Annotated in this window: 21 protein-coding genes; 18 read left to right on the top strand and 3 right to left on the bottom strand. The window is 41.1% G+C overall.

Annotation, left to right across the window (positions count from 1 at the left end; genetic code table 11):
* Positions 1-94: 94 nt before the first annotated feature.
* Positions 95-235 carry a sporulation histidine kinase inhibitor Sda gene (gene sda, locus FFL34_RS02065; RefSeq protein WP_138600890.1) on the bottom strand — a complete coding sequence of 47 codons (141 nt, stop codon included), beginning with the start codon at positions 233-235 and terminating at the stop codon, positions 95-97.
* Between the two features lie 411 nt (positions 236-646).
* Between sda and FFL34_RS02060 the strand changes: the two genes are divergently transcribed.
* From FFL34_RS02060 to FFL34_RS02015, 10 genes are all read left to right on the top strand, one after another.
* Entirely contained in the window at positions 647-1,162 is a 516-nt protein-coding gene (locus FFL34_RS02060) for a YqeG family HAD IIIA-type phosphatase (RefSeq protein WP_138600888.1), read from the top strand.
* A gap of 2 nt (positions 1,163-1,164) precedes the next feature.
* Positions 1,165-2,265 carry a ribosome biogenesis GTPase YqeH gene (yqeH, locus tag FFL34_RS02055; protein ID WP_138600886.1) on the top strand — a complete coding sequence of 367 codons (1,101 nt, stop codon included), beginning with the start codon at positions 1,165-1,167 and terminating at the stop codon, positions 2,263-2,265.
* 10 nt (positions 2,266-2,275) lie between these two features.
* Positions 2,276-3,121, top strand: coding sequence for a shikimate dehydrogenase (aroE, locus tag FFL34_RS02050; RefSeq protein ID WP_138600884.1), 846 nt, complete (start codon positions 2,276-2,278; stop codon positions 3,119-3,121).
* A gap of 1 nt (position 3,122) precedes the next feature.
* Positions 3,123-3,413, top strand: a complete 291-nt coding sequence (yhbY, locus tag FFL34_RS02045; RefSeq protein ID WP_138600882.1) for a ribosome assembly RNA-binding protein YhbY — start codon at positions 3,123-3,125, stop codon at positions 3,411-3,413.
* An 11-nt stretch (positions 3,414-3,424) separates the two neighbouring features.
* Positions 3,425-3,994, top strand: a complete 570-nt coding sequence (locus FFL34_RS02040; RefSeq protein WP_138600880.1) for a nicotinate-nucleotide adenylyltransferase — start codon at positions 3,425-3,427, stop codon at positions 3,992-3,994.
* A complete protein-coding gene (gene yqeK / locus FFL34_RS02035; protein WP_138600878.1) occupies positions 3,981-4,556 on the top strand; it encodes a bis(5'-nucleosyl)-tetraphosphatase (symmetrical) YqeK in 576 nt (191 codons plus the stop codon). Before FFL34_RS02040 ends, yqeK begins: the two co-directional genes overlap by 14 nt.
* 3 nt (positions 4,557-4,559) lie before the next feature.
* Positions 4,560-5,681, top strand: coding sequence for a ribosome silencing factor (rsfS, locus tag FFL34_RS02030; RefSeq protein WP_234031404.1), 1,122 nt, complete (start codon positions 4,560-4,562; stop codon positions 5,679-5,681).
* Positions 5,682-5,801: 120 nt separating this feature from the next.
* Positions 5,802-6,395 (top strand): helix-hairpin-helix domain-containing protein, encoded by a 594-nt coding sequence (locus FFL34_RS02025; RefSeq protein WP_138600876.1) that lies wholly within the window; start codon positions 5,802-5,804, stop codon positions 6,393-6,395.
* 651 nt (positions 6,396-7,046) lie between these two features.
* Complete coding sequence (locus tag FFL34_RS02020) at positions 7,047-7,610, top strand: ComE operon protein 2 (RefSeq protein ID WP_138600874.1); 564 nt, start codon at positions 7,047-7,049, stop codon at positions 7,608-7,610.
* A 9-nt stretch (positions 7,611-7,619) separates the two neighbouring features.
* A complete protein-coding gene (locus FFL34_RS02015; protein ID WP_138600872.1) occupies positions 7,620-9,890 on the top strand; it encodes a DNA internalization-related competence protein ComEC/Rec2 in 2,271 nt (756 codons plus the stop codon).
* A gap of 129 nt (positions 9,891-10,019) precedes the next feature.
* On the opposite strand, the gene FFL34_RS02010 is transcribed toward FFL34_RS02015, so the two are convergent.
* Positions 10,020-10,154: a YqzM family protein gene (locus tag FFL34_RS02010; RefSeq protein ID WP_138600870.1), complete on the bottom strand. Its 135-nt coding sequence runs from the start codon at positions 10,152-10,154 to the stop codon at positions 10,020-10,022.
* 337 nt (positions 10,155-10,491) lie between these two features.
* Here FFL34_RS02010 and holA point away from each other — a divergent pair, with 337 nt between their 5' ends.
* The gene (holA, locus tag FFL34_RS02005; RefSeq protein WP_138600868.1) at positions 10,492-11,514 is read left to right on the top strand and encodes a DNA polymerase III subunit delta; all 1,023 of its coding nucleotides are present in this window, start codon (positions 10,492-10,494) and stop codon (positions 11,512-11,514) included.
* A gap of 74 nt (positions 11,515-11,588) precedes the next feature.
* Here the strand turns inward: holA and rpsT are convergent, their stop codons facing one another.
* Entirely contained in the window at positions 11,589-11,855 is a 267-nt protein-coding gene (rpsT, locus tag FFL34_RS02000; RefSeq protein ID WP_138600866.1) for a 30S ribosomal protein S20, read from the bottom strand.
* Positions 11,856-12,035: 180 nt separating this feature from the next.
* Here rpsT and gpr point away from each other — a divergent pair, with 180 nt between their 5' ends.
* The 7 genes from gpr to dnaK all read left to right on the top strand — a co-directional run bounded on the left by gpr (position 12,036) and on the right by dnaK (position 20,516).
* Positions 12,036-13,136 (top strand): GPR endopeptidase, encoded by a 1,101-nt coding sequence (gene gpr / locus FFL34_RS01995; RefSeq protein WP_138600864.1) that lies wholly within the window; start codon positions 12,036-12,038, stop codon positions 13,134-13,136.
* A gap of 167 nt (positions 13,137-13,303) precedes the next feature.
* A complete protein-coding gene (locus FFL34_RS01990; protein WP_138600862.1) occupies positions 13,304-13,624 on the top strand; it encodes a hypothetical protein in 321 nt (106 codons plus the stop codon).
* 139 nt (positions 13,625-13,763) lie between these two features.
* Positions 13,764-15,569, top strand: coding sequence for a translation elongation factor 4 (gene lepA / locus FFL34_RS01985; protein WP_138600860.1), 1,806 nt, complete (start codon positions 13,764-13,766; stop codon positions 15,567-15,569).
* Between the two features lie 72 nt (positions 15,570-15,641).
* Positions 15,642-16,802, top strand: coding sequence for a radical SAM family heme chaperone HemW (hemW, locus tag FFL34_RS01980; RefSeq protein WP_138600858.1), 1,161 nt, complete (start codon positions 15,642-15,644; stop codon positions 16,800-16,802).
* A gap of 76 nt (positions 16,803-16,878) precedes the next feature.
* Entirely contained in the window at positions 16,879-17,910 is a 1,032-nt protein-coding gene (hrcA, locus tag FFL34_RS01975) for a heat-inducible transcriptional repressor HrcA (protein ID WP_138600856.1), read from the top strand.
* A 122-nt stretch (positions 17,911-18,032) separates the two neighbouring features.
* The gene (grpE, locus tag FFL34_RS01970; RefSeq protein WP_234031403.1) at positions 18,033-18,641 is read left to right on the top strand and encodes a nucleotide exchange factor GrpE; all 609 of its coding nucleotides are present in this window, start codon (positions 18,033-18,035) and stop codon (positions 18,639-18,641) included.
* A gap of 33 nt (positions 18,642-18,674) precedes the next feature.
* Positions 18,675-20,516 (top strand): molecular chaperone DnaK, encoded by a 1,842-nt coding sequence (dnaK, locus tag FFL34_RS01965; RefSeq protein ID WP_138600854.1) that lies wholly within the window; start codon positions 18,675-18,677, stop codon positions 20,514-20,516.
* Positions 20,517-20,596 lie beyond the last annotated feature (80 nt).

The following is a 20,596-nucleotide window of genomic DNA, read 5'->3' as shown; positions in this document are numbered from 1 at the left end:
ATATATTATCATGGACAGCTTATCATAAACTGGAAGGACTTAAAATAAAAAACCCCTGTCAATTTGGTGACAATGGGGTTGAACCCGATCAGGATTAGCTGTATGTTTTTACTTTGTTTGTTAAATTTCTTCTGCTAATTTCTTTTTCAATCAGATATATAAAGTCGGGGCTTAAATTTAATTCATTTGCTTTGTAATAGGATTCCAATAGCAGCTCATCTGACAGATCTTCCATGAATATAGCCCTCCTAACCTTGTAAAACACTTGCTGTTCGTCTTGAACATGTTGTTAATAATTTATCATGAAATACAGGGCATCACAAGGATAGCATTATCCACATTCGTTTGTAGATAACTTGTGTAAAACATACAGTAACAAGCGAAAAATGTTGATATTTCACTGTGGATTTTGTGCACTGAGTTATCCACATATCGAATCATGCATAAATTTGTCGAACGGTTTTTGGCATAATTGACATAGACTAATGATAGATGGAATGTTGTTGACTTCCATTTGTGGAAAGTTCGTATTGGTTTAAGTTATAATAGGCAAATGTTGTATACTCTATTAAGATTGACTTTAGCTTAATCGCTTTACAAACGGGGACAATACGATTGAAATAGTAGCAGTAAGAGGTGTAACGGGTTGTTAAAATTGTTTTTGCCAAATCAGCATGTAAAAAGTATTTTTGATATTCATCCGGATGAATTGAAGAAAAGAGGATTAAAAGGGATTATCACTGATTTGGATAATACCCTTGTCGCATGGGATGTAAAGGATGCGACGCCTGAAATAATTGAATGGTTTAGGATGATGAATGAACATAATATAAAAGTGACCATTATCTCAAACAATAATATGGAGCGCGTGAAACTTTTTTCTGAACCGCTTAATACACCGTTCGTATTCAGTGCAAGGAAACCGCTGAGCCATGCGTTCAAACGTGCCGCGAGGGAAATGGAACTACAGAAAGATGATATCGTTGTTGTGGGCGACCAGATTTTAACTGACATCCTTGGTGGCAATATTGCTGGATTTCACACAATCTTGGTTGTGCCGATTGTTCAAACGGATGGTAAAGTTACCAGGTTTAACCGGAAAATTGAGCGGCAAATTTTAAGATATATGCGTAAAAAAGGTAAGATAAGCTGGGAGGAGTAATGATGGAAAACATTAATTGTCAGGGTTGTGGCATTCATATTCAGACATCTGACCCGGATCAAGCTGGTTATACCCCGGAAAATGCACTTAATAGGGAGATTGTATTATGTCAGCGCTGTTTCCGTTTAAAGCATTATAATGAAATACAGGATGTAACAATGTCAGATGATGATTTTTTGTCAATGGTTAGTCAAATCAGGGATAAAGAAGGGGTGGTTGTCCACCTCATTGACATTTTTGATGCGGAAGGAAGCATCATTAAGAGCTTGCAGCGGATTGTCGGTAATAAACCGGTTATTCTTGTTGGAAACAAAATGGACCTGCTACCGAAATCGACAAATCAAAGAAAGTTGACCCAGTGGCTTCGGTCAGAGGCGAAAAAAGCAGGGATTACGGTCAAAGATGTCTATTTGATCTCATCTGTGAAAGGGCACGGGATAACAGAGTTAACGAAGGCTATTGAGCACTATCGTAACCGGCAAGATGTATACATTGTTGGGACGACAAATGTAGGGAAATCGACGTTCATCAATAAGTTAATTGAACAAACAACCGGAACGACGGATGTAATCACAACTTCTTATTTTCCCGGTACAACACTTGGTTTCATAGAAATCCCGCTCGATGATGAGTCAGCTTTCATTGACACACCGGGTATCGTCAATAAACAGCAAATGGCTCATTATGTTTCCAGCAGTGATCTAAAAGTCATAACACCCAAAAAGGAAATTAAGCCGAGAGTTTATCAGTTAAACAGCGGGCAAACACTTTTTATCGGGGGGCTAGCAAGGCTTGACTTTCTAAAAGGAGAGAGGCAGTCGTTCGTTTGTTATTTTGCAAATGAACTTGCGATTCACCGGACGAAGCTGCAAAAAGCGGATAACCTTTTCGAGCAGCATCTGGGGGAGCTTTTATCTCCACCTGATAGGGACACGCTTGCGATTCTGCCGGAATTAGCCGAGCAGACATTTAGGCTTGAGAACGGGAAAAATGATATTGTGTTCCCGGGTCTTGGCTGGATTACGATACCCGATGGTGAGCTGACTGTGTCTGCACACAGCCCAAAAGGTGTCCATGTATCAATAAGAAATTCATTTACTTAGGAGGTGCCATATGCAATTCAGACTTGGTCTTATCGGTCATCCTATTCAACATTCACTGTCACCGTGGATTCATAATCAGTTTCTCGAAAAATCCGGTTTAACCGGTACGTATTCCTTAATTGAAATTACCCCGGAAGATTCATTTACAAGAGAGCTGGAAAAGCTGAAATCGAGTGGACTACATGGGTTTAATGTGACAGTCCCGTATAAACAGAAGATTATTCCTTATTTGGATCAACTCGAATGGAAAGCGGAGGTAACCGGTGCGGTTAATACTGTTGTCAATCAAAATGGAAAGTGGGTTGGATATAATACCGATGGAACTGGCTATGTTCGCGGATTGAAGGAGCAACATCCGTCTGTTTTCGAGGACACAGCCTGTAAGGTATTAATTATCGGGGCAGGTGGTGCAGCACGAGGGGTTTATCAAGCATTAATAGCTGAGGGATTGTCGAACATCGATATCGCCAACAGGACAACAGTAAGCGCCGAGGCCATTGCACAAAAAGGCAGCGACGGTGTCCAGACAAACGTTTTGGGCTTGCAGGAAGCTGAAGAGGTACTTGGACATTACAATCTGATTATCCAGACAACTGCCGTTGGTATGAAGCCAAACACGGAAGAACAAATAATTTCGCTGGAACAATTGAATGAAGGTAGTATTGTCAGTGATATCATTTATCAGCCGCTTACTACAAAGTTCCTGCAAACGGCACGCCGGAAAGGTGCACATGTCCACTATGGTCACACAATGCTTTTGTACCAGGCACAATACGCATTTCAACTGTGGACATCATACAACATTCCAATTGGTGATTTAAAACAGCAACTAAAAACGTTACTGGAAGGAAGATAAAATGCTTACAGGAAAACAAAAACGCTATTTACGTTCAAAAGCGCATCACGAAAAACCTATTTTTCAAGTTGGTAAAACAGGTGTCAATAATAATATGACAGAACAGATTGCCGATGCACTGGAAAAGAGGGAGCTCTTGAAAGTAAGTCTTTTGCAGAATTCCCTAGAGGATAAAAATACCGTTGCGGAAAAACTTGCTTCCGGCACTGGGGCCGAGATTGTTCAAGTAATCGGAAATACAATCGTGCTATATAAGGAATCACAGGAAAACAAGCAAATTCAGCTTCCGTAAAGGAGTCAGATATGAAACATGTTGGAATATTGGGCGGTACCTTTGACCCCCCACATATTGGTCATTTAATCGTCGCTGAGGAGGTACGTGTGGCACTCGAACTCGACGAAGTGTGGCTCATGCCTTCAAGCGAGCCGCCGCACAAACAAACAGCAGCAGCTAATGGAGAGCAACGAGTTAAAATGGCCAAAAACGCCATTATTGGAAATCATTATTTTAAAGTGAATACGATTGAAATGAGTCGTTCAGGCAAATCTTACACATATGATACAATAAAGTTGCTGATGGATGAGCACCCCGATATTTCCTTTTATTTTATCATAGGTGCCGATATGGTTGAGTATCTACCACACTGGAAACAAATTGATGAGTTGATGGAAATGATTCAATTTGTAGGGGTGAAACGGAAAGGATTTCGTCTTGAAAGTGATTATCCGATTATTGAGATAGATATACCGTTGATTGATATCTCCTCAACGGATGTAAAAAAACGGCTTGCCAGCGGAAGATCTATTAAATATTTGGTGCCGGAAAGTGTAGAGACTTTTATAAAGGAGAACCATTTGTATGAAGAAAGATGAAGCAATCCAGATTGTAAAGCCGCTTCTTAAACAGGAGCGATTTGACCATACACTACGAGTGGCGGAGACTGCTATTGATTTAGCGAAGCAATATGATGAATCACTGGAAAAAGCGGAGTTGGCGGCCATTTTACATGATTATGCCAAGTATTTTCCACTTGAAGACATGCAGCAAATCATAAGGGAAAGCAACCTATCGAAGGACTTGCTGGATTATCACCATGAATTGTGGCATGGACCTGTAGCATCCGTTCTGGTTGAACAACGACATGGGATAACAAATCCGGAGATACAGAATGCTATTTGTTACCATACAACTGGAAGAGCTCATATGAGCAGACTGGAGGCGATTCTGTTTGTTGCTGACTACATTGAGCCGGGAAGATCATTTCCGGGAGTAGACGAGGTAAGAGAAGCAGCAAAGAAAGATTTATACCGCGCTGCCTGGATGGCACTACGGAATACAATCCAATTTTTAGTAGGTAAACATGTGACCGTCTATCCAGATACTTTTTATGCATACAATGATTTAACAAAACGCCTAAATGCTGGAGGTAATTAATTCATGAACAGTAAACAAAAGATTCAACAGGTTGCACAAGCGTGTGATGACAAACAAGCAAAAGATATTGTGGCACTGGATATGGGGGACGTATCGCTCGTAGCAGATTATTTCCTTATTTGTCACGGTAACAATGAACGTCAGGTTCAAGCGATTGCAAGAGCAATCAAGGAAACGATGGAAGAAATGGATTTTACTATTAAACGCATGGAAGGTTTTGACCAAGCGCGCTGGATATTGGTTGACCTTGAAGATATCGTTTGCCATGTTTTTCATAAAGAGGAGCGTTCCTATTATAACTTGGAGCGGCTATGGGGAGATGCTGCTAAAATGGATCTCAACCTTGAATCCTCGGAGAATGATTATGAATATGAGCAGTTGGCCTATTATTATGATGTGTTAATGGAAGATGCTCCTTATGATAAATGGGAATCGTTCACTAAAGCTATGATTGCACAAACTGGAAAGCCAGTTTCCTCCATTATTGACTTAGGTTGTGGAACCGGACAAATTACTACACGTCTAGCCAAGTCAGGATATCGGATGACCGGGGTGGATTATTCAAGTGATATGCTAACCATTGCACACGAGCGAGCTGCGAGACAACGGCTTAATGTACAGTTCATTCAGCAGGACTTGCGTATGTTAGAAGGTTTTCGTCATTATGACGTGGCGATTAGTTATTGTGATGTCTTAAATTACATAACAGGAGAAGATGAGCTCCGTTCCGTTTTTCAGCACGTGGCAACTTTACTGAAATCAGAAGGGTTGTTTATTTTCGATATTCACTCGCTTGATTATGTCCATAACTATTTGACCAATCAGACGTTTGCTGATGTAACTGATGATGTGGCATATGTATGGTTTTGCTCGGCAGGCGATGAGGAAGGGGAGATGCACCACGATTTGACCTTGTTTGCCCGTGATAAGTCCAATGGGCAATATGTCCGTTTTGACGAATATCATCACCAGCGGACATACCCCGTGACATTTTATAAACAATTGCTTGATGAAGCAGGTTTTGATATACAGCACTTATCCAGTAATTTTTCTATACAAGATAATGCCATCGATGAAATGGGGGAGAGACTTTTTATCACTGCCATCAAACGGTCGGAGGAGTAAATTTTTTCGACCGTTTTTATTTTTAAAAGAGGAATTTGCCGAGGAACGTCGAATAAGTAAACAAGCCCCATATTTTACTTTACTGTATCCCCTGGAAATTCACCAAAGGAAGTGAGCCCCTTGTTTTATCTCCTGAAAAAATACTTATTTCCCATCATTCTTGTTTTAATCGTCGGCATCTTTTTGTTTTGGAATAATGATAGTTCCGACGAAGCAATTCTTGAAAAAGAATCTACTAATCCGAATCTTAAGGCGGATAGCCCGGACGATAGCAAAGTAAAACAGCAACCAACCGAAGTGATGGTTGATGTAAAAGGGGAGGTTGTGGCCCCGGGTGTTTATGAAACAGCAGCAGATGCGCGTGTCCACGATGTCATTCAGATGGCGGGCGGGTTCAAGAAAAATGCAGATCAAACAACAGTAAACTTGGCACAGAAAGTTCAAGATGAGATGGTGATTATGGTGCCGGCAATTGCTGAAAATGCAACACCATCGTCGGTAACATCTAAAACCGGTACAAAGAAAGTACGGATTAATTATGCAGATCAGGCTGAGATTGAGGAATTAAACGGAATCGGGCCATCAAAAGCCCAAGCCGTTATTCAGTACCGTGAGGAGAATGGCTTGTTTAAAGACACTGAAGACTTGCTTGACGTATCGGGGATTGGTGAAAAAACATTGGAAGCACTGAAAGAAGAAATACAAATTCCTTAATCTGCGGTCTTATACAGTTCCATTACGTTTTGACCATATCGCTGACCCTGCATGTTTCGGGTGATAACAAAGGCTTCTGCGACGAGTACTTTTCTTTCATTTTTCGAGGAAGTGGTGGGTCTTCGGGTAGGGTAGCAGCGCTGAGGAAAGCGGCCGCTAGCGGTACGGGGTAACGGAGTAATTACAGCAGTAAATTTTTAAACGCAACTTTCGCATCCCGAAATGAACATAAGATATATAATGCGACATAATTTGAGGTGGCGGTAGGACTACCGTTCCGGAAAAACACTTCGCTTTCCGCGGGGGAGTGGTGAGCCTCCTCGGGCTTATGCCCTGTGGGGTCTCACCGATCTCCTACTTCCCGCAGGAGTCTTCGTGTTTTTCCTCCACTGGCGTTGTGCGTATATAATTTTAATATTTGTATGCTTTCTTAGGAATTGTTAAAGAATATAATCCCTTCCAAGTAGCCCGTATACACGGAGACTCCTGGGGGAGCTGAGGCATTGGTGACTTACGTCGCATTATATATCTTTTGTGACTAAAAATAACCTTTTAGAAAACAGCTTTTATGTTTATCAAGTTTGTCGGGGCAACAGTAAGAAGTAACAGGCTAAATAGAAACCTAAACATATGATACGAGGTGGTTAGTTTATGAAACGAATTCCATGGGATCAATATTTTATGGCGCAAAGTCATTTACTGGCGATGCGGAGCACCTGTACAAGACTAATGGTTGGCGCTACAATCGTGAGGGACAAGCGTATTATTGCCGGTGGTTACAATGGTAGTGTTTCCGGAGGCGTCCACTGCATTGATGAAGGGTGCTATATCATTGATGGTCATTGCGTTCGCACCATCCATGCTGAAGCGAATGCATTGCTGCAATGTGCCAAATTTGGTGTGCCGACGGATGGCGCCGAAATATATGTGACGCACTTCCCGTGCTTGCAGTGCTGTAAACAAATAATCCAGAGCGGTATTAAGACCGTTTATTATGCTAAAGACTATAAAAACCATCCATACGCACTTGATCTATTCAAGAACGCCGGTGTGGAAACAAGAAAAGTGGAACTTACTGAGCTGTTGATTGATCCCAATTATCAGGAAAAGGATGCTTACATTCATCAGTTGCTTGAGGAACTAAAAAGACAAACAAATGATCAGGAAATGTATCAAGTTTTGAAAACTGAAGCAGAATCACTTTTCCGATTATAGGTATCGCTAATGCAAGGATATTGGCATTTTCCGGCGTTAGGTATTGTCAGTAGTTTCCTCTCCATTATGTTTGGTTATGAATGGATTATCGTACTATTTTTCTTCTGGATCATATGGCTGTATATTCGCCACAGGCTGGGGAAATTATCGCTCATTGTTTCCCTGGCCATCACACTCTTTTTCTTCTTTTATCTTCCCGATATAGAACAACCTGTACCAAAACTTCCTTATGACAAGGAACAAAAAATAAATGGAAAAATAACGCGTCCTGTGCAAAAGACCCCCACGAAAATTGATTTTACCATTACTGATGATGTCACCGGTAATGACTTTTTTGTTACTTATTTTGGGGATAAGCGTGATGGTCTTCATTTGAAGTACGGTGCTTCATGCCGGATTGTCGGCACCCCTGAAACCCCCGATGCCGCCAGAAATCCGGGACAGTTTGATTACCGCAATTATTTGGCCTCACAAGGGATATTTTATCAAGTGATAATCAATGATTCTGAAGCTATTACCTGCACCGGGTCATCATTTATGCAAAATATTTATCAGCTCCGGTCCGACATGATTCAATATGTGCAGCAACACCTTAGCACACAAACAGCTGCATGGCTAAATGCGCTTGTGCTTGGTGATGATACCGAAATTGATGAAGAAACAAAAGAACTGTTTCAACGCTGGAATTTAACTCACCTGCTAGCTATTTCCGGTTTACACGTTGGGCTAGTCGTGGGACTTCTTTATATGTTGCTCGTGAAATATGCTGGCGCCACCAGGGAAAAAGCACAATGGACTGTCATCGTTTTTCTACCTATTTATGCATTGCTTGCAGGTGGTGAGGCGTCTGTGTTGCGGGCGAGTGCAATGGTTCTATTGTTCATGGCTACCGGTAAATGGGGGTGGAAATTAAGTGTTGTGGATGTACTCAGCATTGTTTTTATGTTGCTTATTTGTTTTGACCCTTATATTGTTTACCAGGTTGGCTTCCAGTTATCGTTCTGTGTCACATTCGGACTACTTTTATCCAAGGATTGGCTCCTACAGACGAACAGTTCATTTTTCACTGTTTTAAAAATTAGTTTCATTTCCCAGATGATGATCCTTCCGCTTCAGGTGGAATACTTTTTTACATTTCAGCCGCTTTCCATTTTATTAAATACAGTGATTGTTCCTTATTTTACACTATTTGTTATTCCCTTAATGTTTACGATGTTGCTGCTTGCCCCAGTAGCCGGATTCATTAACCCGCTTTTAGACACGCTGTTTGTTCAGATCCATGATGTATTTATAATTGTTATACAAATGACGGACGAAATAGCCTACGATCCAATGGTGATTGGGTCTTTTCCACTGTTGGCAACGGTATTATATTATGTCTGTTTCGTTGTATTCATGGCAAAAGCTGAATCGAAAAAGCAAAAAGAGGCTTTTGCCTGGGGGTGCAGTCTGGTACTTCTTGTTATGCTGATCATTATCAAGCCGTATTTATCCCCGGATGGCAAGGTAACCATGCTGGACATTGGTCAGGGGGATGCCTTTGTTGTTGAACTTCCTTATCGTAAAGGTGTCATCCTTATTGATGCTGGAGCGCCAGTAAACTTCGGGGAAAAAAAGCCATCTGACAATGTGTATAAACAGATTATTCGGCCGTATTTGAGGTCACAGGGAATTGCTAAAATTGATGCCATTTTTCTGTCCCATGCAGACACAGACCATATGGGCAGCTTTCCGTATATATTAGCTGATATGCCTGTTAAACACGTGGTTGTCAGTGATTACTATACATTTGCAAATCCAGTATTGGAGGCATTAAAAAATAATGAAGTAAACATCGTACGGACTGAGTCGGGTGATAAACTGACCATTGAGGATGGGGGTTTCCATGTACTTTCACCAAGTAAGGATAGTCAGTCCAAAAATGAAAATTCACTCGTATTATATACAGAACTAGGTGGGAAAACGTGGCTGTTCACTGGTGATATAGGCAGGGAAACAGAGAAAGAAATCATTCGCTTATATCCTAATTTGACCATTGACGTGCTTAAGGTTGCCCACCATGGAAGCAGAACGTCAACAGGTTCGGATTTTCTCCAAGAGATTCATCCAGTATATGGGCTTATTTCCGCTGGGGTAAATAACATGTACTCGCATCCTCATCGGGATGTGCTCCAGTCATTGCAGTTTGAGGAGGTAAACATTTATCGAACGGATAAGCATGGTGCGGTACAATACGATTTCAGGAAAGGTGAAGGCACATTTTCCACCTATCTCCCATAGGCTGTTATTAAGACATAAAATAAAAGAGACTGCAGTTCGCAGTCTCTTTTTCCGGATGAATAATTTTATTCCGGCATACCATTATCTCCGAAGTCAGTAGTGGAGATGGGAATACGTATCGAATTCAAATCATGAACCTACAACGTTGAATATTACCCCAATTGCGAAAATCAGGACGAAGAAGATAAAGGAAAAACCAAAACCTTTAATGGAATCGACTACATCAGTATTTTTGGATTGCGGATCCTTTTCAAAATCGTTCACATCTACCCCTCCTATACAGTTACAAGTATAAAATAAATACTATGAAAAATCCACTTTTGACCAATAATGTCACAAAAATTTATTACCTCCATTAGAAAGAGTTAACAACTATACTTTTGGCTATAAAGGTTACCCTATAAATAACAAAATATCGTTTAAAATTCAGTTCCTAGGGCTGGATTTTAAGCGTTTATATAGATTGCAGAGGGGATTTAATCTTTCCCTCTGCTCCTTCTTACATGAATTTTCCCGCCAAAGTACTCCATGGCGGGAGGAAATGAAAAGTTCTTGCCTTTCGATCGTGTTCGTTTTACGATTGCAGTATGGAGTGAGACGTATGACATATATGGACGTACTGCAACAAGTAAAGAAAAAACAAATTGCACCAGTATATTTATTATATGGAACAGAAGCCTATTTTATACAAAAAATCATCACACATATTAAAAAAGCTGTGCTGCCTGACGAAGCGGATCCGAGTGAGCATCTGGCCGTATATGACCTGGAGGAGACGCCTGTTCAGGAAGTAGTTACAGACGCAGAAACATATCCTTTATTTGGCGGAAACAAATTGATCATTGCCAACAATCCAAGCTTTTTAAAACCAAAACCGGATAAATTACCCTTCGACCATGATTTAGATATGCTCAACCGATACCTTGGTCAACCTGTGGATTATTCCACCATTATATTTACGGCGCCGTACGAAAAAATTGATGAACGAAAAAAAGTCACAAAGCTTCTAAAACAAAACGGCGTCGCTGCAGAATGCAATCCAATTAAGGAGTATGAGCTTCGTAGCTGGATTACCAATATTGCCGGTAGCTTGGGGATCACGATTGCTGATGACGCATATGAGCTACTTGAGTCTGAGTTAACGGCAGATTTGCATCAGATGCGAAATGAATTATCCAAGTTGCAGTTTTATGTTGGAAGCAAGGGTACGGTTACAAGAGAAATTGCTGAAAAATTGGTTTCACATTCCGGAAACAGCTCATCATTGCGTCTTGTCGATGCAGTCATCGACCGGAACTTGCACAAAGCGATATCCATCTATAAAGACCTTGAAAAAATGAAAGAGGAGCCAATTGGGCTGGTTGCGTTGCTCGCCTTTCAATTCCGGACGATTTTGCGGGTGAAATTGTTAAACAGGAAAGGATACAGTCAATCCCATATGCAAAAACAACTTGGAGTTCATCCGTACGTCATAAAAATTGCACTACAGCGGGAAAGGAAATTTTCAGTTGATCGTCTGCGGGGTATCATTGATCAATTAGCTGACACTGATCATGCTATAAAACAAGGCCGGATGGAGAAAGGGCTTGCTTTTGAACTGTTATTACATGAACTTGTCCAATAGTTTAGATGCACATTTGGACATACAAAAAACGATCCTTGAATGGGATCGTTTTTTTATGTCCGTTGTAAATCGTCTTAAGCGCTTAGCTCGTTGATCAATTTAGACAGGCGTGATTTTTGGCGATTGCCGTTATTTTTGTGGACGCCGCCTTTTTGAACAGCTTTGTCAATTTTTTTGAACGTTGTAGGCAGCGCGGCTTTTGCTTTTTCTGCTTCATTTGCCGCAATTAACTTCTCTAGTTCCTTGATATGTGTACGCATCTCTGATTTAAAGTCTGTATTTTCAGCGCGTTTTTTCTGGTTCACACCTACACGTTTTATTGCTTGTTTAATGTTTGCCAATTGTTTCACCTCCGTTACCCAATAAAGACTTACTTCGAAATTACTTCATCTAGTGCAGCAAACGTAATTTTACCAGACGTTCAGAACCTTTTCAATAGCTTTGCGCTTTACTTGTATGTTTTGGACAAGAAACGTATAGCCTAAATAATGGTTTCACTTTATCCAAGAGGGAGGATAATAATGCAGAACGAAAACAAACAATACGCTGTACGCACAGATCTTGCCGTAGAAGCAAAGGATATGTATGTAGAACACGAGGAAAATGAACAAAAAAAAGATGTGCAAGGAGTAACAGTAAAAGAAAAGCAGGAAGGTGATATTGCGATAACTTATGTTGATATCGATAAAGAAGGCGAGGAGCGTCTAGGTAAAAAACAAGGCTCCTATATTACTATTTATGCTGATGGTGTCAAAAACCAGGATACAAAGAGCCAAAAAGAAGCAGCAGAAGTTTTTGGAAAGGAACTGGGTGAACTATTGCAAAAAAATAATGTTCCGGCGGATGGCACCGGTCTGATCGTGGGGCTTGGCAATTGGAATGTCACTCCAGATGCACTTGGTCCAATGTCCGTTGAAAAAGTGCTTGTGACCAGTCATTTGTTTGCCCTGGAGCATGAATCTGTGTCAAAAGGCTACCGTCCGGTTGCTGCTGTTACACCAGGAGTGATGGGAGTGACCGGTATTGAAACAAGCAATATTATCTTCGGCATTGTTGAAAAATTCAAACCGGATTTTGTCATCGCCATTGATGCACTGGCATCCAGATCCATAGAACGTGTTAATGAAACAATCCAAATTTCCGATACCGGCATTCATCCGGGTTCAGGTGTAGGTAATAAACGAAAAGAGTTAAGTGAAGATACGCTTGGAGTACCCGTTTTCGCTGTCGGCTGTCCAACGGTGGTTGATGCAGTGACCATTACCACTGATACGATTGATTTCATGCTAAAACATTTGGGTAGAGAATGGAGAGAAAAAGATAAACCTTCTAAATCGCTAACCCCAGCTGGATTAGCATTTGGCAGCAAAAATTTGACAGATGAGGATATGCCGGACGAAGAACAACGCAAAACATTTCTTGGAATGGTCGGAAGTCTTTCTGACGAAGAAAAAAAGTCATTGATCAAAGAAGTACTCACACCCCTGGGACATAATTTAATGGTTACCCCAAAAGAAGTGGATGGCTTTATGGAAGATATGGCGATCTTAATTTCAACTGGTTTGAATGCCGCCCTGCATGAGCGGGTAACTGTAGAAAACGCTGCGTCCTATACGCGGTAACGGACATTCGTTTGGCTCTATCATGTTAAATATAGTTACAAGAGGTGGTTCTACTTTGCCAGTATCTTTCATAGATTCTTTTTAAGAGGTTGTTCAAAAAGTCCGTATACTCTTTTTTGAACATGCACTTTAAGACAGCAAATATATAAAAACAGGAGGGAAGACTCATGCGTTCCCTTGTCGTTCTTTTATTACTGGCATTATTTTTTTTAACAGGTATGGTTGTAGGAATGGACCGTGATGGACAGCGTATGACGGGTATGAACAATGACGATGAACAAACAGAGTCAGTGACTGAACAAAGCAAAACAGATGAGAAAATAAAGATTACCACCGAGAGTACACCGGCACCAGATGAAACGGTGATGAAATCCGGAACGTCTAATCATTTTATTCAGAAAGCCGCATCTTTTTTAGAAGCGGGTGTCAACGGGGCGTATGAACTGGTTGTCCGCGTCGCATACCAGTTTGTTCAAGTATTTTTCTGACTTCACTTACGCTAGTGGACATGCTTTCGTTCTTGAATGTCTACCGTGCAATTGCTATAATCAATCCTAGTCACGAACGTTGAAAATTGGCCTTTTGCTAGGAATGCTGGCAAAAGGCGTGTAGGAGTGGACATCTACTATGGTTAAGCAAGAAAATGTACGTAACTTTTCGATTATAGCGCATATTGATCACGGCAAATCAACACTTGCAGATCGCATTCTAGAAAAAACAAAAGCTCTCACGCACCGGGAGATGAAGGAACAGTTCCTGGATGGAATGGATCTTGAGCGTGAACGGGGAATTACAATAAAATTGAATGCTGTACGATTGAATTATACAAACGAACAAAAAGAAGAATATTTGTTCCACTTAATCGATACACCCGGGCATGTTGATTTTACATATGAAGTTTCAAGAAGTCTTGCGGCTTGTGAGGGTGCTATTTTGGTTGTGGATGCTGCACAAGGGATTGAAGCACAGACATTGGCAAATGTTTATCTTGCCCTTGATAACGATTTAGAAATTATACCAGTTATTAATAAAATAGACCTTCCCAATGCAGATACGGACCGGGTAGCTCAGGAACTTGAAGATGTCATCGGGATTGATAAAGATGATGTGATACTGGCTTCAGCGAAAGACGATATCGGTGTTGACGAGATTCTGGAGCGGATTGTGTCAGATATACCGGCGCCATCCGGAGGCCCTGAAAACCCGCTTAAAGCACTTATATTTGATTCCCTTTATGATCCATATCGTGGTGCGATTGCGTATATTTGTGTGAAAGAAGGGTCTGTTAAAGTCGGCGATAAAATTCAGCTAATGGCAAATGGAAAGAAATTTGAAATCAATGAAATTGGGGTCTTCACACCAAAGCCGGTTCCGAGGGACGAGTTGACCGTTGGAGATGTAGGTTATTTGACAGCCTCCATTAAAAATGTTGGTGATACGCAAGTCGGTGATACGATCACCCATGCCAAGAACCCTGCGGAAAATCCGCTACCAGGCTATAAACGTCTGAATCCAATGGTCTTTTGTGGGCTATTTCCGGTTAACTCCAGCCAATATAACGACTTGCGTGAAGCACTGGAACGGCTCGAATTGAATGATTCTTCTCTCCAATATGAAGCTGAGAGCTCGCAAGCACTCGGTTTTGGCTTTCGGTGCGGCTTTCTTGGACTATTGCATATGGAGATTATTCAGGAGCGAATTGAGCGTGAGTTTAATATTGGTTTGATTACTACAGCACCATCAGTTATTTATGAAGTTGAGAAAACGGACGAGGAAACAATTGAAGTTGATAATCCGTCGGTAATGCCGGATCCGCAAGTCATCAAGGAAGTTCGTGAGCCGTTTGTCAAAGCAACAATTATGGTACCGAACGACTATGTCGGTGCTGTCATGGAGATTGCCCAGAAAAAACGCGGTGAATTTGCGGACATGGAATACCTCGATGAAGTCCGTGTTAATATCACTTACCATATCCCGCTCTCTGAGATTGTATATGCTTTCTTTGATCAGCTAAAATCACAAACAAAGGGATACGCCTCTTTTGATTATGATTTAGTAGGGTATCGACCGTCGAATTTGGTTAAAATGGATATTTTACTGAACGGGGATACCATTGATGCACTATCATTCATTGTACATCGTGATTTCGCTTACGAACGGGGAAAGCATATTGTCGATAAACTAAAGGATCTAATACCAAGACAACAGTTCGAGGTGCCGGTTCAAGCAGCAATCGGAAATAAGATTATTGCCCGATCAACAATCAAGGCGATGAAAAAGAACGTCTTGTCTAAATGTTACGGTGGCGACATTTCACGGAAACGAAAATTACTGGAGAAACAAAAAGAAGGTAAAAAACGGATGAAGATGGTAGGGTCTGTCGAAGTGCCACAAGAGGCATTCATGGCCGTACTTGAAATGAATGATGATTAACTAATTTACAGATTGGGGAAACCTTTGCCACAGGCATTGGTTATCCCTTTTCTGTGTATAGGAGCGAATATAATGAAAGCACAATCCGTCTATATCCATATTCCGTTCTGTCAGCAAATTTGTCATTACTGTGATTTTACGAAGTTCTTTTATGATGAGCAATCAGCGACAGACTATATAGAAGCGTTAACAAATGAGATTGAAACAACCATTGAAGGCAAAAAAAATCAAGTACAAACTATTTTTATAGGCGGCGGTACACCGACAGTTCTGAATATGGACCAGTTGCAGTCACTCATGCAATTAATCACCAGGAAATTCGACATTGACAACTGTCAAGAATTCTCGATTGAGGCGAATCCAGGTGATTTTGATGAAGAGAAAATAAAACTATTGAACAGTTTTGGTGTCAATCGAGTGTCATTAGGGGTACAAGTATTTGATGATGAAATGCTGGAGCAACTTGGGCGGCTCCATCGGGTGAAAGATGTTTACCGTACAGTCGAATTGCTGCAGCGGAATGGTTTTTATAACATTAGTCTTGATCTTATCTATGCTCTGCCAAGCCAGACAGTGGAACAGTTCCAGCAAACGCTGGATGAGGCAATCGCATTCGGGCTCCCTCACTATTCGGCATACGCACTGCAAATTGAGCCGAAAACCGTCTTCTATCAGCGGTATAAAAAAGGGAAGTTGCATCGTCCTCCACAGGAAGATGAAGTGCAAATGTATGAAATGTTAAAAGACACCATGCGCAAATATGGATTGAACCAATATGAAATCAGCAACTTTGCCCGACCGGGATTTGAAAGTAGGCATAATTTAACTTATTGGAATAATGAACATTATTACGGTTTTGGGGCTGGAGCGCATGGCTATCTTCCCGGTGTCCGTACAGGAAATATCCGACCGCTGCCTGCATATATGAAGCAGGCAATGGAAAACGGCAAGCCGATTTTAAATGCAGAGGAAATTGGCAAGCGGGAAATGATTGAAGAGGAGATGTTCCTTGGGCTCAGGAAGATGAGTGGGGTGAACAGGGATTTATTCCGGGAAAAATTCGGATTCCCTTATGAAGCCCTTTATGGAGATGTTATTAGCATGCTTGTCCAGAAAGGCTTACTAATTAATGAAGGAAATAATCTACGCTTGACTGATCAAGGTGTATTGTTCGGAAATGAAGTTTTCGAGAAATTTTTATTGGAAGAGACTGACTTGGATCATGTTCGTTGACAACAAACCAGCGATTTGGTAATTTATTAATAGCATTAGCACTCGTTACTTAAGAGTGCTAACAGAGGTGGTCATCATGTTAACGGAAAGACAATTACTGATTCTGCAAGTAATAGTTGATGATTTCATCGAAACGGCACAGCCGGTAGGGTCACGTTCCATTGCTAAGAAGGATGATGTTACGTATAGTTCGGCCACTATACGTAACGAAATGGCTGATTTGGAGGACATGGGATTTCTTGAGAAAACTCATTCATCATCCGGCCGTATCCCATCTGAAAAAGGCTATCGGTATTATGTCGACCATTTAGTGTCACTTAAGGAGACGACGAGCAACATTAAAATAGTTGAAAACGTAATGCAAGATGGCCTATTTGAATTTGAACAGATTGTCCAGAGTTCTGCCGAAATACTGTCTGAGATTACAAATTATACATCGATTATTCTTGGTCCAGAAGTATTTGAGACCAAGTTGAAACAGCTGCAGATTGTGTCACTGTCACCGCAAACTGCTGTAGCAATCTTGATCACGAACACCGGTCATGTCGAACATCGGTCATTTTCAGTTCCGAATGAGATCAATGCATCAGACTTGGAGAAGATAGTGAACATTTTAAATGATCGACTATACGGTGTTCCAATTTATAAGCTGCATGAGAAACTGAATTCTGAAGTAATCCATCTCATGGGATCGTTTGTAACAGATTTTGAAAAATCATTTGATTATTTAAGAGCTATATTTTTCACTGAAAATCCGGTTAAGCTTTACTTTGGCGGTAAAACGAATATATTAATGCAGCCGGAATTCAATGATGTTGAAAAGGTTCGTTCACTCTATGCCATGATTGAAAAAGAAGACGAACTGGCAAATTTGCTCAAAAGCGATACGGATGGTATTAGCGTGTCAATTGGACATGAGAATAAAGCCGATGCTATAAAAGAATGCAGCTTGATAACTGCAACGTATGAGCTGAATGAGGAACAGATGGGTACAATTGCATTGCTTGGGCCGACTAGAATGGAGTACAAAAGAGTCATTGCTTTATTGAATGCTCTATCAAATGAAATGTCAGATGTCTTATATAAATGGCATCAAAATAATGATTAATGAGAAATGCTGTTGAATTATTTTCTTGATCGGGGCTTTCATTCATGCAAGGTTATTAATTTATTTAAAAGAAAAAACATGTTATAGTCTATCGTGGCAATTTGATATAGGAGGTGGCAGGAGTGACAGAACAAAGAGACGAAAAGACCATTAATGATGAAACAGAACATCAAGTGCGGCAGGATTCAGACATGGAAGATGATACGATCACTGAAGTAATTGATGCAGATGCTCAAACAGAAGCCCAACAGACAGACCATGATGAAACAGAGCAGGATTCCCTGCAGGCTGAGCTGGATAAGGTGAAACAGGAAAAAGAGGAAATGCATCAGCGTGTGCTGCGTATTCAAGCAGAATTTGACAATTTTAAAAAACGTACGCAAAAGGAAAAAGAAGCAGACCTCAAATATAAATCAGAAGATATTGTCAAAGATTTGCTTCCTGTTTTGGACAATTTCGAACGTGCCTTGCAAGTTGAAATTACAGATGAAACCAAAAACTTTGCAGAGGGCATAACAATGGTGTACCGTCAACTGAAAGACGCCTTGTCGAATCATGGCGTTAAGGAGATTGAGTCGGTTGGCAAGCCATTTGATCCAACAATACATCATGCAGTCATGCAAGAAGAAGATGAAGAAGCAGAACCCGAATCGGTAATTGAAGAATTGCAGAAGGGCTATTACTTAAAAGACCGTGTTATTCGGCCAGCAATGGTTAAAGTGAATAAATAATAGTTGAATGAGCAGTCAAGGAGGAATTAGATTATGGGTAAAATAATTGGAATTGACCTAGGTACAACAAACTCTTGTGTAGCAGTTATGGAGGGTGGCGAATCAGTCGTTATCCCGACTCCTGAAGGTAACCGGACGACACCATCTGTTGTGGCATTCAAGAATGACGAACGCCAAGTGGGTGAAGTAGCTAAACGTCAGGCTATTACGAACCCGGATACAATCCAGTCCATTAAACGGCATATGGGTACTGATTATAAGGTAACCATCGGTGAGAAAGATTATACACCACAGGAAGTTTCGGCGATTATCCTGCAGCATATTAAATCTTACGCTGAAGAATACCTTGGCGACACAGTTGACAAGGCAGTCATAACTGTACCGGCATACTTTAATGACGCAGAACGCCAGGCTACCAAGGATGCTGGTAAAATTGCCGGCCTGGAAGTTGAACGTATCATTAACGAACCGACAGCGGCATCCTTGGCATACGGAATTGATAAAGAGGACCAGGATCAAACAATCCTCGTTTATGATTTAGGTGGAGGTACATTTGACGTTTCCATTTTGGATATTGGTGACGGTACTTTTGAAGTTATCTCAACAGCGGGTGACAACCGTCTGGGTGGTGACGATTTTGATGAAGTTATTATCGATCACATGGTTAAGGAATTTAAGAAGGAAAACGGCATTGACCTTTCACAGGATAAAATGGCAAAACAACGCTTGAAAGATGCAGCGGAAAAAGCCAAAAAAGAACTTTCCGGTGTCAGCCAGACCCAAATTTCGCTACCATTCATCACTGCGGGTGAAAATGGTCCATTACATTTGGAAATGAACCTTACACGTGCTAAATTTGAAGAACTTTCTTCAGATCTTGTTGAACAAACAATGGGACCAACACGCAAAGCGCTTCAGGATGCCGACATGGCTGCCAAGGATATTGATAGGGTTATTCTTGTCGGTGGGTCGACACGTATTCCGGCCGTTCAGGAAGCTATTAAGAAAAACATCGGCAAAGAACCGTCAAAAGGCGTTAATCCGGATGAAGTAGTTGCCCTTGGTGCTGCCATCCAAGGTGGTGTACTGCAGGGAGACGTTAAAGATGTTGTACTGCTTGACGTTACGCCATTATCACTGGGAATCGAAACCATGGGCGGTGTCACAACAAAACTGATTGAACGGAATACAACTATTCCGACAAGCCATTCACAGGTGTTTTCAACCGCTGCTGACAATCAAACAGCTGTTGATATCCATGTTCTACAAGGTGAGCGTGAAATGGCTGCTGATAACAAGACGCTCGGCCGTTTCCAATTGACAGATATTCCACCGGCACCGCGTGGAGTTCCACAGATTGAAGTGACCTTCGATATTGACGCTAACGGTATTGTCAACGTAAGCGCAAAAGACAAAGGTACGAATAAAGAGCAATCGATTACGATTAAATCTTCTTCAGGCCTGTCTGAAGAGGACGTAGAACAAATGGTTAAAGAAGCGGAAGAGAATGCTGAGGAAGATAAAAAACGCCGTGAAGAGGCAGACCTTCGTAATGAAGCCGATCAGCTAATCTTTACGACGGACAAGACGATTAAAGATCTTGGTGACAATGTAACTGAAGATGAGAAACAAAAAGCCGAAGAGGCAAAAGATGCATTGCAGAAAGCTATTGACGCTGATGACCTGGAACAAATTAGAGAAAAGAAAGATGCATTGCAGGAACAAGTTCAGCAGCTTTCGGTTAAAATGTATGAACAAATGGCACAGGAGCAACAGGCTAATCAGGAGCAACAGGGTGGAGACCAGAGTTCTGATGAAGACGTGGTCGATGCAGATTATAAAGAGGTTGATGACGAAGAAGACAAAAAACAATAAGCCTTCTGCAATAATTGGAAAAAGTCAAAGTCAGGACTCTCTTGACTTTGACTTTTTCAATTAAGAAGGTGAATTTTAAG

It is taken from the genome of Lentibacillus cibarius (assembly GCF_005887555.1).
GTDB lineage: Bacteria > Bacillota > Bacilli > Bacillales > Amphibacillaceae > Lentibacillus > Lentibacillus cibarius.
This window is presented reverse-complemented; position numbering and strand designations above follow the sequence as displayed.

What these genes read in the sequence shown, in the direction of transcription:
- sda (WP_138600890.1), bottom strand. Translation starts at nt 235, where the DNA reads ATGGAAGATCTGTCAGATGAGCTGCTATTGGAATCCTATTACAAAGCA.
- yqeH (WP_138600886.1), top strand. Translation starts at nt 1,165, where the DNA reads ATGGAAAACATTAATTGTCAGGGTTGTGGCATTCATATTCAGACATCT.
- aroE (WP_138600884.1), top strand. Translation starts at nt 2,276, where the DNA reads ATGCAATTCAGACTTGGTCTTATCGGTCATCCTATTCAACATTCACTG.
- yhbY (WP_138600882.1), top strand. Translation starts at nt 3,123, where the DNA reads ATGCTTACAGGAAAACAAAAACGCTATTTACGTTCAAAAGCGCATCAC.
- FFL34_RS02040 (WP_138600880.1), top strand. Translation starts at nt 3,425, where the DNA reads ATGAAACATGTTGGAATATTGGGCGGTACCTTTGACCCCCCACATATT.
- yqeK (WP_138600878.1), top strand. Translation starts at nt 3,981, where the DNA reads ATGAAGAAAGATGAAGCAATCCAGATTGTAAAGCCGCTTCTTAAACAG.
- rsfS (WP_234031404.1), top strand. Translation starts at nt 4,560, where the DNA reads ATGAACAGTAAACAAAAGATTCAACAGGTTGCACAAGCGTGTGATGAC.
- FFL34_RS02020 (WP_138600874.1), top strand. Translation starts at nt 7,047, where the DNA reads ATGAAACGAATTCCATGGGATCAATATTTTATGGCGCAAAGTCATTTA.
- FFL34_RS02015 (WP_138600872.1), top strand. Translation starts at nt 7,620, where the DNA reads ATGCAAGGATATTGGCATTTTCCGGCGTTAGGTATTGTCAGTAGTTTC.
- holA (WP_138600868.1), top strand. Translation starts at nt 10,492, where the DNA reads ATGACATATATGGACGTACTGCAACAAGTAAAGAAAAAACAAATTGCA.
- gpr (WP_138600864.1), top strand. Translation starts at nt 12,036, where the DNA reads ATGCAGAACGAAAACAAACAATACGCTGTACGCACAGATCTTGCCGTA.
- FFL34_RS01990 (WP_138600862.1), top strand. Translation starts at nt 13,304, where the DNA reads ATGCGTTCCCTTGTCGTTCTTTTATTACTGGCATTATTTTTTTTAACA.
- lepA (WP_138600860.1), top strand. Translation starts at nt 13,764, where the DNA reads ATGGTTAAGCAAGAAAATGTACGTAACTTTTCGATTATAGCGCATATT.
- hemW (WP_138600858.1), top strand. Translation starts at nt 15,642, where the DNA reads ATGAAAGCACAATCCGTCTATATCCATATTCCGTTCTGTCAGCAAATT.
- hrcA (WP_138600856.1), top strand. Translation starts at nt 16,879, where the DNA reads ATGTTAACGGAAAGACAATTACTGATTCTGCAAGTAATAGTTGATGAT.
- dnaK (WP_138600854.1), top strand. Translation starts at nt 18,675, where the DNA reads ATGGGTAAAATAATTGGAATTGACCTAGGTACAACAAACTCTTGTGTA.